At 32.6% G+C, this 16,492-nt stretch carries 16 protein-coding genes; 12 read left to right on the top strand and 4 right to left on the bottom strand.

Going from position 1 to position 16,492, the window contains the following annotated elements:
• The first annotated feature begins 104 nt into the window (after positions 1–104).
• Complete coding sequence (locus GQS07_RS04135) at positions 105–866, top strand: lysophospholipid acyltransferase family protein (RefSeq protein ID WP_158209737.1); 762 nt, start codon at positions 105–107, stop codon at positions 864–866.
• A 60-nt stretch (positions 867–926) separates the two neighbouring features.
• On the opposite strand, the gene GQS07_RS04130 is transcribed toward GQS07_RS04135, so the two are convergent.
• Together GQS07_RS04130 and recA are read right to left on the bottom strand one after the other, a co-directional pair.
• Positions 927–1,808 (bottom strand): hypothetical protein, encoded by an 882-nt coding sequence (locus GQS07_RS04130; RefSeq protein WP_158209736.1) that lies wholly within the window; start codon positions 1,806–1,808, stop codon positions 927–929.
• A 163-nt stretch (positions 1,809–1,971) separates the two neighbouring features.
• On the bottom strand, positions 1,972–2,976 hold the full coding sequence (gene recA / locus GQS07_RS04125; RefSeq protein ID WP_158209735.1) for a recombinase RecA: 1,005 nt from the start codon (positions 2,974–2,976) through the stop codon (positions 1,972–1,974).
• Positions 2,977–3,316: 340 nt separating this feature from the next.
• On the opposite strand from recA, the gene def reads away from it, so the two are divergent.
• The 11 genes from def (at position 3,317) to GQS07_RS04070 (ending at position 14,157) form a co-directional block, all read left to right on the top strand.
• Positions 3,317–3,895 (top strand): peptide deformylase, encoded by a 579-nt coding sequence (gene def / locus GQS07_RS04120; RefSeq protein WP_158209734.1) that lies wholly within the window; start codon positions 3,317–3,319, stop codon positions 3,893–3,895.
• Between the two features lie 453 nt (positions 3,896–4,348).
• Positions 4,349–5,707: a rhodanese-related sulfurtransferase gene (locus GQS07_RS04115; RefSeq protein WP_158209733.1), complete on the top strand. Its 1,359-nt coding sequence runs from the start codon at positions 4,349–4,351 to the stop codon at positions 5,705–5,707.
• Positions 5,708–5,717: 10 nt separating this feature from the next.
• Entirely contained in the window at positions 5,718–6,959 is a 1,242-nt protein-coding gene (locus GQS07_RS04110) for a peptidase U32 family protein (protein ID WP_158209732.1), read from the top strand.
• Positions 6,959–7,189, top strand: coding sequence for a ferredoxin (locus GQS07_RS04105; protein WP_158209731.1), 231 nt, complete (start codon positions 6,959–6,961; stop codon positions 7,187–7,189). Before GQS07_RS04110 ends, GQS07_RS04105 begins: the two co-directional genes overlap by 1 nt.
• Positions 7,190–7,543, top strand: a complete 354-nt coding sequence (locus GQS07_RS04100) for an arsenate reductase family protein (RefSeq protein ID WP_158209730.1) — start codon at positions 7,190–7,192, stop codon at positions 7,541–7,543.
• An 816-nt stretch (positions 7,544–8,359) separates the two neighbouring features.
• Positions 8,360–9,208: a YicC/YloC family endoribonuclease gene (locus GQS07_RS04095; RefSeq protein WP_158211323.1), complete on the top strand. Its 849-nt coding sequence runs from the start codon at positions 8,360–8,362 to the stop codon at positions 9,206–9,208.
• A gap of 30 nt (positions 9,209–9,238) precedes the next feature.
• The gene (gmk, locus tag GQS07_RS04090) at positions 9,239–9,808 is read left to right on the top strand and encodes a guanylate kinase (protein ID WP_158209729.1); all 570 of its coding nucleotides are present in this window, start codon (positions 9,239–9,241) and stop codon (positions 9,806–9,808) included.
• A gap of 12 nt (positions 9,809–9,820) precedes the next feature.
• Positions 9,821–10,408: a nicotinate (nicotinamide) nucleotide adenylyltransferase gene (gene nadD / locus GQS07_RS04085; protein WP_090404470.1), complete on the top strand. Its 588-nt coding sequence runs from the start codon at positions 9,821–9,823 to the stop codon at positions 10,406–10,408.
• Positions 10,409–10,491: 83 nt separating this feature from the next.
• On the top strand, positions 10,492–11,652 hold the full coding sequence (locus GQS07_RS04080) for an iron-containing alcohol dehydrogenase (RefSeq protein ID WP_158209728.1): 1,161 nt from the start codon (positions 10,492–10,494) through the stop codon (positions 11,650–11,652).
• Between the two features lie 326 nt (positions 11,653–11,978).
• The gene (locus GQS07_RS04075; RefSeq protein WP_090404464.1) at positions 11,979–12,974 is read left to right on the top strand and encodes an NAD(P)H-dependent glycerol-3-phosphate dehydrogenase; all 996 of its coding nucleotides are present in this window, start codon (positions 11,979–11,981) and stop codon (positions 12,972–12,974) included.
• A gap of 199 nt (positions 12,975–13,173) precedes the next feature.
• The gene (locus GQS07_RS04070; protein WP_158209727.1) at positions 13,174–14,157 is read left to right on the top strand and encodes a TerC family protein; all 984 of its coding nucleotides are present in this window, start codon (positions 13,174–13,176) and stop codon (positions 14,155–14,157) included.
• Between the two features lie 48 nt (positions 14,158–14,205).
• On the opposite strand, the gene GQS07_RS04065 is transcribed toward GQS07_RS04070, so the two are convergent.
• The gene (locus GQS07_RS04065; RefSeq protein WP_158209726.1) at positions 14,206–15,900 is read right to left on the bottom strand and encodes a glycoside hydrolase family 32 protein; all 1,695 of its coding nucleotides are present in this window, start codon (positions 15,898–15,900) and stop codon (positions 14,206–14,208) included.
• Positions 15,901–16,029: 129 nt separating this feature from the next.
• Positions 16,030–16,452: a c-type cytochrome gene (locus GQS07_RS04060; protein ID WP_158209725.1), complete on the bottom strand. Its 423-nt coding sequence runs from the start codon at positions 16,450–16,452 to the stop codon at positions 16,030–16,032.
• Positions 16,453–16,492 lie beyond the last annotated feature (40 nt).

The following is a 16,492-nucleotide window of genomic DNA, read 5'->3' as shown; positions in this document are numbered from 1 at the left end:
CATTTAAGACTTATATGATTTGTTTTTTAGTGTTTAAGTGTCATTGACATTGATAAATCCTTATTTTTGGGAGGAGTAAGAGATATAGAGTTCTGGAATTAGTTATGAAAGTAATTAAAAGTTTTTTTAGTGTACTATGGCGTTTGTGGTTTTATATCTGGATGACCTTAGTGATTATAATTTTATCGCCATTATTATTGGTAACTATTCATTTTGAGGATAGTTATTCTTCTTTTTATAAGGTTGCTCGCATTTGGGCTAAGCTTACTTTTTATGGTATTGGAATGCGTTATAATGTGGAAGAATATCAACCTTTAGAAAAGGGAAAGAGTTATATGTTTATAGCTAATCATACCTCAATGTTGGATATTATGATGATGTATATCCTGGTTAAGGATAATCCGTTTGTATTTGTAGGAAAGAAAGAATTAGCTAATATTCCCATTTTCGGATACTTCTATCGCAAGACGTGTATTTTAGTTGATAGAGCAGATTCTAAGAGTCGCTTTCAAGTGTTTCAGAGTGCACAAGAGAGATTGAATAAGGGGTTGAGTATTTGTATTTTTCCAGAGGGAGGAGTGACAGATGACCGCTCTATTATTTTAGATCGTTTTAAAGATGGTGCTTTCCGTTTGGCTATTGAACACCAAATACCAATTGCATCATTTGCTTTAGGTAAACTAAGACATTTTTTCCCATTTGTATGGGGGATAGGATATCCAGGGAAAGTTCCAGTAAAAATGTTGGAAGTTATCAATACGACTGGATTAACATTAGAAAGTCGCAATGAAGTTAAGGAACACGCTTTTCAAATGATATTAGAACCGGTTGAAAACTGGGAAAGAGAAGTAAAAGCAACACGATAAAAAAAGAAGCGGCTATGTGTAAACTACACATAGCCGCTTCTTTTTATTCTTCTTAGTAGCTTATAACTCGATTATTCCTGCTCCGTAGATATTACCACTTTGCGTTGTGAATTCGTTCATACGTTCATTTTGTTCCACTCCTAAAGAACTATAGTTGATATTCATTTTAGCTTTAGACATTGACAAGTCAAACAATTCTTTTTGAATCTCTTTTTGACGTTTAGGATCTTCACTTTTTCTATATTCAAGCACTAAATCATACTGTTTTTGAAATAAATCTTGCAGGTTTTTATCTGTGAAGTTGGGAATATTCAATGTTCTTTCACTTACTTCTGTTATGGTGTTTTCTCCATTTACTTGTTTATTCTTTTCATGGAAGTCTTTGTGTTCTTCAGAAGCCTCTTCACTAAGGAAGCTAATAAACTCACCTTTTGTAAAGAATTTGTTAAAAAAGTTACCCTCATTATTTTTGTTGTTAGTTACCATTTCTTTAGGATAAGCTTCACCTAACATATATTTACATCTGTATAAATTATTGTCGATAAACAGTGCGTTTGTCGATTTGATATTGTCCTCATATAAGATACCATCAATGACTACTTTACGCTCAGTACTTTTAAAACGGTCAAAGCTACCTTCTTTGGCATAGATCATTGAGAATATATAATGTGGAGCAAGAGTAGGATTTATTATACCACCTGTATTATCTGTAAATACGTTGAACTCTGATGTCTTTCCTTCATAATTCAGTGTATGAATACCCGGCTTTACTTTCACGACTTCAAAAGAGTTTGCTGCTAAAGCATAAGTTTGCTCATCTATAGTAACAGTTATTTCCTTTTCTGTAGGATTAGAAAGGTAGAAATCTTGATTTTTAAGTATGTTACTACAGCTTGTCAAAGAGACAATAGTTAATAGCAATGCGAATAGTTTTAGTTTCATTTAGTTTGTTTTGTTATTTGAAGAATACAAACTTACTACAATTGTTTTTTTATTCTTTAACAAGGAGAGTAAAAGCAATTTATTATGCTTGTATTTTTTAGAAAAAGAGCATAAAAAAAGGCCGACTCTCAAAAGAATCGGCCTTGTAATTATATCAAGTCAATTAAGCTTCTCTACTCTTAATTTCTTCTTTGATTTTTATTTCAAGTTCTTCCATTAATTCAGGATTATCCTTGATTAATGATTTTACAGCATCACGACCTTGACCTAATTTAGTATCTCCGTAGCTAAACCAAGAACCGCTTTTCTTCACGATTTCATAATCAACCGCTAAGTCTAAGATTTCACCTACTTTAGAAACCCCTTCACCATACATAATATCAAATTCTGCAGTACGGAAAGGTGGAGCAACTTTGTTCTTAACGATTTTCACTTTTGTTCTGTTACCAATAACATTTTCACCGTCTTTAATCTGAGTAGATCTACGGATATCTAAACGTACAGAAGCGTAGAATTTAAGTGCGTTACCTCCAGTTGTAGTTTCAGGGTTACCAAACATAACACCGATTTTTTCACGCAACTGGTTAATGAAAAATACAGTACAGTTTGTTTTGCTGATAGAAGAAGTTAATTTTCTTAAAGCTTGAGACATTAAACGAGCATGTAATCCCATTTTAGAATCTCCCATTTCACCTTCAATTTCACTTTTCGGTGTTAATGCAGCAACAGAGTCAATTACAACTAAGTCAATAGCACCAGAACGGATTAAGTTTTCAGCAATTTCCAAAGCTTGTTCCCCGTTATCTGGTTGAGATATGATTAAGTTATCAATATCAACTCCTAATTTTTGAGCATAAAAACGGTCAAATGCGTGCTCAGCATCGATAAATGCAGCAATTCCACCAGCTTTTTGAGCTTCTGCAATTGCGTGTAAAGTCAACGTTGTTTTACCTGAAGATTCAGGTCCATAAATTTCGATAATTCGTCCTTTAGGATATCCATTAACACCCAATGCAAGGTCAATCCCCAGTGAACCAGAAGAGATTACCTCTACTTCTTCAACTGCAGTATCTCCCAATTTCATTACTGTTCCTTTTCCGTAAGTCTTGTCTAACTTATCAAGCGTTAATTGCAACGCTTTTAATTTGGCTTCTTTATCTGCGCTCATTTTTTAAAAAAATACGTTCTTACTGATGTAAAAGTAATATAATTTATTAACTCACCAAGAGCTTTATATTATTATGCTATAAATTATAGCAACAACTGTCTTGCTATTTGCTATCGCAATTTCTTATTTTGTTTGATTTTAAACATTTTATCTTATTGAATAGATTTTATTGTTTGATTATTAAATGTATAGGATGCTTTTAGTTCTGAGAAATCTTTAAAAATAAATTCTGTTTTTGGATACTTAACTGTCTTTAACTGTATAAAATATAAAAAAATGTAGGTGGAATATTCTTGTTTGAATTAGAATTTGTAAGACCTTTGCATTAAAATAAGTAACAATGAAATTATCTATAGTAGCATACGGTAACAAAGCACTGAAAGAAGATTGTACTGAAGTAACAGCAGATTATCCGGAATTGAATCAATTGGTTGATAATATGTGGGAGACAATGCAGAATGCTGATGGTTGTGGTTTAGCAGCTCCTCAAATTGACAAGACTATTCAGTTATTTGTTGTGGATAGTGTGGTAATGTTTGAAAATGCTGATGAGCAAGAACGCAAAATAAACTTTGTAAATGGAGATACTGGGATAAAGGAGACATTTATCAACGCGCGTATTATTGGTAAATCTGACGAAACATGGGATGATATTGAAGGCTGTCTAAGTATTCCAGATGTCTTTAAACGAGTTAATCGCCCTTGGTCTATTACGATTGAATACTTTGACCGTGAGTTTAAACCACAGACTAAAACGTTTTATGGAACTACTGCTCGTATCATTCAACACGAGTATGATCATACAAGAGGAGTCCTTTTTGTTGATCGATTGAGTTCGTTAACAAAGAAATTGATTAGTAAGAAATTAGATAAGATTGTAAAAGGTAAAGTATTTACGGATTACAAGATGAAATTATAGTGTTCAAAGCCGAGTTTTACTCGGCTTTTTTGTTGCTCATATTCAGGATGTTCCCATAGTGCTCCCATAGTGGTACCATAATGCTCCCATAAGAATTATGGAAAGAGTATGTGTACATATTGGGTTCATTATGATTACAGTATGGAAGCATATCGTTTATGATAGTATTGAAACCTGTATAATTTTACTATGGTTGTACAAGTAAGATTGGTAATCCTATTATTGCTGTACAATGGCTGATATAGGTCGAATCATTTTAGAAGTAGGAGGTATAATAGGCAGAAAGTATTATTTATGTTCTTGATATGTAATAACTTGAATAAATAAGCCTTACTACATACTAAGACGAAAAATAGGTTAATACTTTTAAATCAAAGTATTATCTTTGCACGGAAATTCTTCCATTTAGGATTTCAAAAACATAGTAATAATTCTACACTTAAATTATATAGCATGCAACTGTATAACACATTAAGCGCAGAAGAAAGAGCTGAACTTATTGAGCAAGCGGGAGAAAACCGTTTGACTTTATCTTTCTATGCGTACGCAAAAATACAAGACCCACAACAATTTAGAGACGATTTATTCCTTGCTTGGGATGCCCTTGATGCTTTAGGACGTACTTACGTTGCGCACGAAGGAATCAACGCTCAAATGTCTGTTCCTGCTTCAAAATTTGACGCTTTTAGAGATACATTAGAACAATACGATTTTATGAAAGGAATCCGTTTGAATGTTGCTGTTGAGCAAGATGATTTGTCTTTCTTAAAGTTAACTGTAAAGGTTAGAAATAAGATTGTTGCAGACGGATTAAATGATGACACATTTGACGTTACTAATAAAGGAATTCACTTAAAAGCACAAGAGTTTAATGAAATGCTTGCTGACCCAAATACGGTTGTAGTAGATTTCAGAAATCACTATGAGAGTGAAGTTGGTCACTTTGTGGGTGCAATAACTCCGGATGTTGATACTTTCCGTGAGTCATTACCAAAAATTAAAGACGAATTAAACGACATCAAAGAAGAGAAAAACTTATTGATGTATTGTACAGGTGGTATTCGTTGTGAGAAAGCATCTGCTTATTTTAAACACCACGGTTTTAAAAATGTTTACCAATTAGAAGGTGGTATTATTGAATATACACGCCAGGTAAAAGCAGAAGGTTTAGATAGTAAATTCATCGGAAAAAACTTTGTATTCGATCACCGTTTAGGAGAGCGTATTACAGATGATGTAATTGCTAACTGTCACCAATGTGGAAAACCATGTGATACACACGTGAACTGTGCAAATGAGGCATGTCATTTATTGTTTATTCAATGTGATGAGTGTGCTGAAAAAATGCATGGTTGTTGTTCTGACGAATGTTTAGATATTATTCAATTACCAGAAGACGAACAAAAACGTTTACGTCAAGGAGTTCAGAAAGGTAACTTGATTTTCAAAAAGGGACGTTCAGAATCATTAAAGTTCCAAAAGGAACGCAATGTGTTTGATGAGATAAAAGCTGTTAAAGTAAGTACTGTTACTCAGATTCGCAAGAAGCAAGTAGAACGCAAAGTTTTAGTTGGAGTAGTTCAACATTACTTTACTAAAGCAGGAGTAGGTCAATTTGAAATGAGTAAAGAAATTCAAGTTGGCGATAAGATTGCTATCGTTGGACCTACTACAGGAGATGAGCGTTTAACTGTTGCTAAGATGATGGTTAATGGACAAGAAGCTACTGTAGCAAAAGAGGGCGATAGAATGACAATGGAGCTTAGCTTCAGAGTTCGTAAAAATGATCAATTATTTAAAATAATAGACTAATAAAATAGATATGACAGTTTCAGGAAGAATTGAGTTAATGGCTCCAGCTGGAAACTTCGAATCATTGCAAGCAGCAATTGATAACGGAGCAGATTCAGTATACTTTGGGGTTGACCAATTGAATATGCGTGCACGTTCAACAGTTAATTTCTCGATTGACGACTTGGAAGAAATTGCAAGACGTTGTAACGAGAAAAACATTCGTACTTATTTGACTTTAAATACCATTATTTACGATCACGATTTGTCGGTTGTAAAAACGTTGTTGAACAGAGCAAAAGAAGCAGGATTAACTGCGGTAATTGCTTCTGATCAAGCGGTAATTGCTTCTGCAAGAGCAATTGGTTTAGAAGTTCATATTTCTACGCAATTAAACGTTACGAATATTGAAACTGTTAAGTTTTATAGTTTATTTGCTGATACTGTAGTTCTTTCTCGTGAGTTGAGTTTACGTCAAGTAAAAATGATTACAGAAGGAATTGAGCGCGAACAAATAAAAGGTCCGTCAGGAAACTTGGTTGAGATTGAGATTTTTGGTCACGGTGCTTTGTGTATGGCTGTTTCAGGAAAGTGTTATTTGAGTTTACATTCACATAACTCATCTGCAAATAGAGGTGCATGTAAGCAAAATTGCCGTAAGAAATATACTGTAATTGATCAAGAAACTGGCTTTGAAATAGAGATTGATAATGAGTATATGATGTCTCCAAAAGACTTGTGTACATTAGATTTCTTAGATCAAGTGATTGATGCAGGAACGAAAGTGTTGAAGATAGAAGGTAGAGGTAGGGCTCCTGAGTACGTTGCAACAGTTGTTCGTACGTATAGAGAGGCTATTGATGCAGTTGCTGAAGGGACATACTCACAAGAGAAAGTTGCTGAGTGGATGAAAGCTTTAGAAACGGTTTATAACCGCGGATTCTGGAGTGGATATTACTTAGGACAAAAGTTAGGAGAGTGGAGTGATAATCCAGGAAGTAACGCTACTCAAAAGAAAGTGTATGTAGGTAAGGCAATGCACTACTTCCAGAAAGCGTCTATTGGAGAGTTTAAGATTGAAGCGTATGATATTAAAGTAGGTGATAGAATCTTGATTACAGGACCAAGTACGGGAGCGCAGGAGTTAGTTATTGACGAGATGTATGTGAATGAGCAACCAACAGAAAAAGCGACAAAAGGAGACGATTGTACGTTTAAATTGCCGTTCCGTATTCGCTTGTCAGATAAGTTATACAAAATAGTAGAGGCATAATGATTGTTGTTACTTTACAAAGAGATAAATGTATCGGATGTAATTATTGTGTTGAGGTAGCACCAAAGCAGTTTCAGATGTCTAAAAAAGACGGAAAAACAGTTTTGTTGAAGTCTGTAAACAATAAGGGGTTTCATACCTTAAAATCGCCTGATTACACTATCTTAGATGGCTGTGAACAGGCAGAGAAAGTATGCCCTGTACACATAATTAAAGTTAAAGATATTTAGATGAAAAAAATATATTATTTGAGTACATGTAGTACTTGTAAACGCATTTTGAGCGAAATGCCAGCGGTTGATACTTTTGAATTACAAGAGATTAAAAAGGATCCAATTACTGCTGAGCAGTTAGAAGAAATGTATGCAAAAGTTGGAAGTTATGAATTGCTTTTTAATAAGCGTTCACAATTGTACAAGAATAGAGAGTTGAAAAGTAAGAATCTACAAGAGGAAGACTATAAAGACTTATTATTAGAACACTATACTTTTTTAAGCAGACCTGTTATTTTCATTGGAGATGAGATCTTTGTTGGAAACAGTGCTAAAGTAATTGAGAAAGCAAAGAAGAAAGCTGCGCTTTAAACAGCCTTGTAAGTATATAATATTGAAGTCGACAATGCATTATTTGTATTGTCGACTTTTTTTATAGGAATAAAAAGAGGTTTAGCTATCTAATCTTTTATGATAATACTTGTTTTAAAGTGATAAAACATAAGAATGTGAGGAATAAAAGTATGTTTTTTAGGAAGGTAACCGATTTAAGTGAAATATTTTTTACTTTTTTTACAGGTGTAATATATTGAATGTTAGTTATTTGTAAAATAAATTAAAAAAATGTTTAAATAAGGTGTGACTTTTTACGTTACTATGTGTCTTAAGTATACGAAAAGGGAAGAATTGCTATGAATCCTTTTTAAAAAGAAAAGAAAATACAAGTGTTTTTTGAGTGTATTGTGAATTAAATTTAATGAAGAGGAAATAAAGTGGTTTGTTTTTTGTTTTTTAAGGTTTGAAAAATTTAATTCTGTAGGTTTCATTACAACATTGAATACAATACTGACTTTGTAGATTGTGGTGGTCTAATAAGGACAAAGGAGGTTATATTCTCAGTTATGGTTGTTTTGGTTAGTTCCTATGAACGTAATGAAACCGAAAATAGAGTAGGAATGACATAAAAAAGGAGAGCCTAAGCTCTCCTTTTTTTGTTTGCATATTTTTAGTTTGAGGAGCATAGTATTCAGATTGGTCCTTATTAAAAAAGGATGAGTATTTTATGATAATTACTTTAAGTTGGGCTTAATTTGGTTTAAAACAGTAGTATTTTGTCCTATTTATAAGTTAGTTAGTGTTGTTTTTCTTACCTTTGCACCTATTATTTTTTAGAATATGATACATTCGATGACAGGGTTTGGTAAAGCAAGTTTGCAGTTACCAACAAAAAAAATCACAGTTGAAGTAAAATCTCTTAACAGTAAAAGTTTAGACTTAAATGTACGTTTACCTCAAACTTATAGAGAGAAAGAACTTCCTCTACGCAACATAATTGCACAAGAGTTAGAAAGAGGAAAAGTTGACTTTTCATTGTTTTGCGAGATTACAGCAGAAGAAACTTCGAACAAGATTAATGGTCCGATTGTACTTTCATATATCAATCAAATGAAAGAAATCATTCCTAATGGAGATGCAACAGAATTGATGAAAATGGCTGTTCGTATGCCAGATGCATTGAAAGTAGAACGTGTGGAATTAGATGAGAATGAGTGGACAGAGATTGAAAAAGTAATAAAAGAAGCCATCAGTAATATGAAAGAATTTCGTGTTAGTGAAGGAGGGTCATTAGAAGCTGACTTTAGAAAAAGAGTTGCCAATATTCGTGAGTACATGAACGAAGTTGCAATTCTTGATAGTGAGCGTATCTTAACTGTAAAAGAGCGTTTACGTTCTAACTTAGCTGAATTGCAATTGACAATTGACGAGAACCGTTTTGAGCAAGAGGTAATTTACTATCTTGAGAAAATGGACATTACAGAAGAGAAGGTGCGTTTGTCTAAACATTTAGATTACTTTATTGAAACATTAGAAGGAGCTGAAGCGAATGGTCGTAAATTAGGATTCATTGCTCAGGAAATGGGACGTGAGATTAATACGATGGGTTCAAAATCAAATCATGCTGAAATGCAGAAGTTTGTAGTAAGAATGAAAGACGAGTTAGAAAAAATTAAAGAACAAGTATTAAACGTTCTTTAATAGAATATAAAACAAGACGACGCAATATTTATGAAAAAAGGTAAGCTTATAGTATTTTCAGCTCCATCAGGGTCTGGAAAGACTACCATAGTTAGACATTTATTAGAACAACAAGATTTGAATTTAGCATTCTCTATTTCTTGTACATCTCGTGCGCCGAGAGGTGAAGAAGTACACGGAGAGGACTATTACTTTTTATCTTTAGATGATTTTAAAACGCATATTAAAGGAGAAGATTTCTTAGAATGGGAAGAGGTTTATAGAGATAATTTCTATGGAACTTTAAAATCAGAAGTAGAGAGAATTTGGGCCTTAGGGAAGAATGTTATTTTTGATATTGATGTAGCAGGAGGATTGCGTATTAAACGTAAGTTTCCAGACGAAACTTTAGCAGTTTTTGTTAAGCCACCAAGTATTGATGAGCTTAAAATTCGCTTAAAGAAACGTTCTACTGAAAGTGAAGATAAAATCAATATGCGTATTGCAAAAGCATCTGTAGAGTTAGCAACAGCACCGCAATTTGATATGATTATCAAAAACTATGATTTAGATACAGCTAAAGAAGAGGCTTATCAATTAGTGAAAGAATTTATTAAATAAGGATTTTAGTTTATGAAGGTTGGATTGTATTTTGGAACTTTTAACCCTATTCACATTGGACATTTAGTTATTGCCAATCACTTAGTTCAGTTTACTGATCTTGATGAGGTTTGGATGGTAGTAACACCACATAGTCCGTTGAAAAAGAAGAAGGGATTGTTAGAAGATTTTCATCGTATGCACATGGTTAATTTAGCAACAGCTGATTATGACCACATCAGACCTTCGGATATAGAATTTAATTTGCCACAACCAAATTATACGGTAAATACAATGGCATATTTGCACGAACGTTTTCCAAAGTATGAGTTTGCTTTAATTATGGGGCAAGATAATTTGGATTCTTTACCGAAGTGGAAAAATTATGAAGTATTGTTAGATCGTTATTCTCTTTACGTGTATCCGCGCGTATTTAGTGATAAACAAGAAGACAATCCACTTTTGAGTCATCCAAGTGTACACTTAATTGAAAATGCTCCTATTATGGAGATTTCAGCTACATTTATCAGAGATTCAATTAAAGAAGGTAAAAACGTGCAACCTCTGTTAGATAAAGAGGTGTGGAAATACATTGATCATAATCTATTTTATAAAAAATAAATTATAATAATTATAACGAAGAAAAGGGAATGCTTATGCATTCCTTTTTTTATTTTTATAGTAAATAAAAAAGGAAAGAAGATATGTTGAATTTTGAGTTATATAACCCAACCAGATTGTTATATGGTGAGGGACAAATAGGAGAAATTAAAAATTATATTCCTGCTAATGCTAAGGTATTAATAGCTTATGGAGGAGGAAGTATTTTTAAGAATGGAGTTTACGATCAAGTAAAAGAAGCTTTACAAGGTTTTGATGTTGTGGAATTTGGAGGTATAGAACCTAATCCACGTTTTGAAACAGTTGTAAAAGCTGTAGATATCATCAAAGCAGAAGGAGTTGATTTCATTCTTGGAGTAGGTGGAGGAAGTGTAATTGATGGTGTTAAGTTTATTTCAGCTGCTGTATATTTTGAAGGAGATCCTATTGCAATAGTTCAAAAGAAAATGAGAGTAGATTGGAAAGCGATGCCTTATGGGGCTATTTTGACTTTACCAGCTACAGGAAGTGAGATGAATTGTGGTGCAGTAGTTACAATTGAAAAGACAAAAGAGAAGTTGTCATTTGAAGGAGAGTCATTATATCCTGTGTTTTCAGTATGTGATCCCAAAGTAATAGCATCTTTACCAGAAAGACAGATAGCAAATGGGTTAGCAGATTCATTTGTACACGTTTTAGAGCAGTACTTGACTTTTCCTCAGAATGCGCCATTACAAGATCGCTTTGCTGAAGGTATTTTAAGTACAGTGATCGAAGTATCAAAACCAATCTTAGAGGACCCAACAAACTATGAGGCAGCTAACAATTATATGTGGTGCTGTACTATGGCTTTAAATGGGTTAATTAGCAAGGGGGTTAAAGTGGATTGGGTAACTCATGCTATTGGACACGAATTAACTGCTTTATATGGTATTGATCACGGGCGTACACTTGCGATTATAGGGCCAAACTTATACCGTGTAATGTTTGAAACGAAAAAAGAGAAATTAGCTCAATTAGGTCGACGTGTATTTAATATACAAGGAGATAATGATGATGTAGTGGCTAAAGAAGCAATTGAAGCGATGGTTGAATTCTTCCATTCTTTAGGTATTCAAACTAAAATTTCAGATTATACAGAAGATTTTGAAAAAGCGAGTGCTTTTATCGCTGATAGATTTGCTGAAAGAGGTTGGGAAGCGATGGGAGAAAAGCACAATATTACTGTAGATAAAGTAAAAGAAATAGTAGAATTAAGTTTCTAAAGATATTTTTAGCCTTTCTAAAATAGTTACTCGATTTGTTGATTATCTATTATAGAAAGGCTTTTTCTATTGTTGCAACTTGCTTTTAGCTGTTAATATCTTCTAAAAGTACCATTTCAAGGGAATAAATGCTGTTGTTTTAAATTTATGGATTAGATGTATACGAGCATTAAAATTATGATTTAGGTAGTTTTTGTTAATTTTGTTTCAGTATAATCGGGTTTTAGGTTGAATAAAATTAGATTTATTAGCTTAAAAGGGATTTTGTTTTCAATTGTTTGCAATTTCTTTTTTACTTACTTTTGACAAAGAAATAATCTTAGAATATGAGTGATTATCCGAAATTTGCGGTTATAGGAGGTGGAAGCTGGGCTACTGCTATTGTAAAAATGCTGAGTGAGAATCTAAATGAAATTGCTTGGTACATGCGTAATGAAACTGCTATTGAAGAAATAAAAGTAAATTATCATAATCCTAATTATTTAAGTTCAGTAGAATTTGACGTTGATCAATTGTTGTTGACTAACGATATCAATAAAGCTGTTTCTTATGCGGACTACGTTATTTTTGCCATTCCATCTGCGTTTTTGACACCAGAAATGGAAAGCTTATACGTTAGTTTAGAGGGGAAAGTTATCATATCTGCGATAAAAGGTATTATACCTGAAACGAGTATGATAGTTGGTGAGCATTTTAATAAAACATATGATATTCCTTATGATAATATTGCTGTAATTACAGGGCCTTGTCACGCTGAGGAAGTTGCTTTAGAACGTTTATCTTATTTGACTATTGCTTGTAGAAATGAAGTACACGCAAAAGTGATTGAAGATTGTTTAAGTAGCCACTACATCAAAGTTAAAGTAACAGATGATATTGTAGGAACGGAATATGCAGCAGTGTTGAAAAATATTTATGCTATTGCTTGTGGTATGGCACACGGTTTAGGGTATGGAGATAACTTCCAAGCTCTATTAATGAGTAATGCTATCCGTGAGATGAAGAAGTTCATTAAGAAAGTACACCGCATGAAGCGAAATATAAATAACTCTGCTTATTTAGGCGATTTACTGGTTACTGGTTACTCTCTGTTCTCTAGAAACAGAATGTTTGGTAACATGATTGGTAAAGGATATACTGTAAAGTCAGCACAAATGGAGATGAATATGATTGCTGAAGGATATTATGCAACGAAAAGTGCTTATGAGTTAAATAAGAATTTTGGTGCTAAAACACCTATTATCAATGCAGTGTATGATATTTTATACAATGGAAAAGATCCTAAAAAGACATTTAGAAAGTTAACAGAGAAGTTAGATTAAAAATTTTTATTTTTTGTCGTCTTTTTATGATTAACAAAATAGATATACTCAACCTCTTGAATTTCAAGAGGTTGTTTTTTTATAAGGTAGTTTTTACTATCTTGTTGTTTTGTTTTAACTAATTGGTAATTAGTCTATTAAGTGCAATTCTCTTGGGGAAAAATATATGTTTTAGTTTTGCCCACATAAACGTAAAAAAATGGATCATTTAATTAATCACCCTGGGCTTTTAGCTGTTTTCGGTGTTGTAGTTTTTGTAATGTTATTATTAGACTTAGGTGTATTTAACCGCCATAGTCATACTGTTTCAACTAAAGAAGCATTGATATGGACTGTTGTATGGGTAAGTTTAGCAATGTGTTTTAGTGGTGTTATCTACTATTATATGGATTTTGAAAACTTTGCACGTTTTCAATCTGCTTATTGGATTGAAAAGGCATTGTCCGTAGATAATCTATTTGTATTCATACTTGTTTTTACCTTTTTTAAAGTTCCAAAGGAATTACATCATCGCGTTCTTTTCTGGGGAATTATAGGAGCTTTAGTTTTTAGAGCTATATTTATTTTCGCAGGAGTAGAAATAATTAATCATACTTACTTACCAGCAATTGAAATTTTTGGTAAGAGTGTAGAAATAAATGTTGTATTAACCATTTTTGGGGTGTTTTTACTTGTTTCAGGTATTAAATCATGGTTTGCTAAAGAAGATCATCACGAAGATGAAGACTTGTCTAAAAACTTTGCTGTACGTATGGTACACAAGTTTTTTAAAGTAAGTAAGGATTATGATGGAGAGAAGTTCTTTACTGTTCAAAATGGCGTAAAAATGGTAACCCCATTGTTTGTAGCATTAATGGTTATTGAGTTCACAGATTTAATATTTGCTGTAGATAGTATTCCTGCTATTTTTGCTATTGCACCAGACGATCCATTTATCTTATATACATCTAATATATTTGCTATTTTAGGTTTAAGATCACTTTATTTCCTATTGGCAAACTTTATGGATAAGTTCTCTAAATTGAAATATGGATTAGCAATTATATTATCATTTATTGGGGTGAAGATGATTATCTCTCCTTTCATTCATATCGATTCATTAGTATCGTTATCAGTAATTGCAGGAGTATTGATTTTATCAGTAGTAGCTTCGTTTTTATTCCCTCCAAAGAAAGTAGCGTAAGTTAGAATTATATAAAGAAAAAGGTTACCTCATTGAGGTAACCTTTTTTTATTGGAGTTTATAAATAGTGAATTTTGTTATATCAATTGATCCATTTTCTACTTCAAGATTGATGGAAGAATATGGTTCAGTAGGGAATATTAAGTTTGTAACAGCTATTTTACCCTTATTGATAAATAATTCTGAAGAAGCTTTATCAATAAATAGTTTTAGCTGATGCTTTATTTGTGAAGGGAAAGGAGCTACGATTTTATCTTTTGCGAAATTTTCTGAAAAATTTACTTGACCACTTTTACTACGGTCTATAGTTAGTTTTTCATTTTTAATATCAAAGGAGAACAATAGGTTTTCATCCACAGAGTTGCTTAAAGTTAAGTTTACATTTGATGTAGATTGATCAATAATTACAAAGTCTAATAGTATTTCATAAGCTCCTAAGTTATCATCAAAGAAGTAAGGAACGAGTATACTTTTTTGTAGTAATTTACTTTCAATAAGATACTTTTCTGCTCGTAGATTTTTTAACTCTTTAATAGGTTGAGTTCTTAAGCAGTAAGAATTACCATTTTTTGCTAATTCAATTGTTCTTGGTAAAGTCATTGCATTTGTAAAGTTCTTAGTGGGAATTTCATTAGCATAATCCCAATTACTCATCCAACCGATGTATCTTGGCTTTTTATTTGGATTGTTGTGCCAAGTTACTCCAGCATAATTATCACGACCATAATCCAACCATAAAGGATATTCTGTATCATCAGGAGTAAATGTAGTGCCATCAAATTCCCCAATAAAGTATTGTGTTGCATTGCCACCATTTGGACCTCCTGGATTTATGCTAACAAAAAGCACCCATTTCGTTATTGTTCCATTTGATATTTCAAAAAGATCAGGACATTCCCAAACTCCTTTGTGACAGCCAATTCCATTTCCAAATATACTTAGTTTACTCCATGCTTTAAGATTTGTAGAACTATAGAAAGTAATAGTTTGTCCTGTAGCTAAAGCCATTATCCATTTATTTGTTTGCTTATGCCAAAAAAGTTTAGGATCTCTAAAGTCTTTGTTTTCTTCATCCGTTAGAATTGGGTTATTCATATAATTTTTAAAAGTTTTACCGTCGTCAGTACTATAAGCAAGACTCTGAACTTGTTTATCACTTGAAGAGGTATAGAACGCACAAATTGTTTTTTTACCAAAACCAGCATCATTGTTATTATCAATGATTATACTGCCAGAAAATACATCACCTAAATGATTTTGAAGTATAGCAGGAGGGTGATTGATCCAATGGATTAAATCTTGAGAAGTTGCATGTCCCCAACTTATATTACCCCATTTAATACCATAAGGGTTGTATTGGTAATACAAATGATAGAAACCATTTTTATAGTATAGACCATTTGGGTCGTTAATCCAGCCAAATGGGGAAGAAAAGTGATAAAGGGGGCGATGTTTTTCGCAGTAATTGTAAATATTAAATGGCTTTAGGATAAGGCATTCACTAATACTTTGATCAAGTGTTGTATTATAAATTTTAAGAATAAGCTCTCTTCCTAAGTGATTGCTTACGTCCAAAGGAGTGTAATATTGCGCCTTTTCTATTGAGAGTTTTGCTTTAAATGAATAGAGGGTGTTGTTATAGGGGTCTATAATTTCGATTCGATTTTCTGTTTTAGTTTCATCAATAGGAATAAAGAGGAAGTTGTTTGTAATTAGGACTGGGATTTTGATAGTCTTTTTCATAGTTTATTTCATTTAAAATCGAAATTAGTATTATAAAAATAGTGAAATAAATATGTTTTATGCGTTTTTATGTATAAAAAATGCGTTATAGTTGATTATAACGCATTGTGCTTTTTAACAAAGAAAAATTTAATTAATTATTTTTGTTGCTTTGGTATTGCCTCTATGACACATTGTACAATTGACAACATTTATTAATTCTGGATTAGGATGGTTTTCCCAATTGAAGTTATCAGCATTAATTTTACGAGTCATCAATATCATTTTTCTCGCAATTTCTTTTTCTTTCTTACTATCATCAGCAAAGTCTAACTTATCAGTGCCTTCGATTGCTGTATGGCAGTGACTACATTTTACTCCCAAGGCATCATTGTATCCGCGCATTAAGCTTTTTAAACTGTCGTTAGAAATATCTTGTGGTAATACCTTTAGATTTTTCCATTCTGATTTAGTTACATTGCTTTCTTTTATTTCTGTATCATTTGTAAAGGCTAAAAGAGCTACCGACAGAATTAGAAAAAAAGAAAGTGTAAATAGATTTCTTGTTTTCATAATTGAATTATTTTGGATGTTATACTAAATGTCCAAAATA

It is taken from the genome of Myroides phaeus (genome assembly GCF_009799805.1).
Classification (GTDB): Bacteria; Bacteroidota; Bacteroidia; order Flavobacteriales; family Flavobacteriaceae; genus Flavobacterium; species Flavobacterium phaeum_A.
Note: the sequence above shows the minus strand (reverse complement) of the source record. Positions and strands in the feature narration are given on the sequence as shown.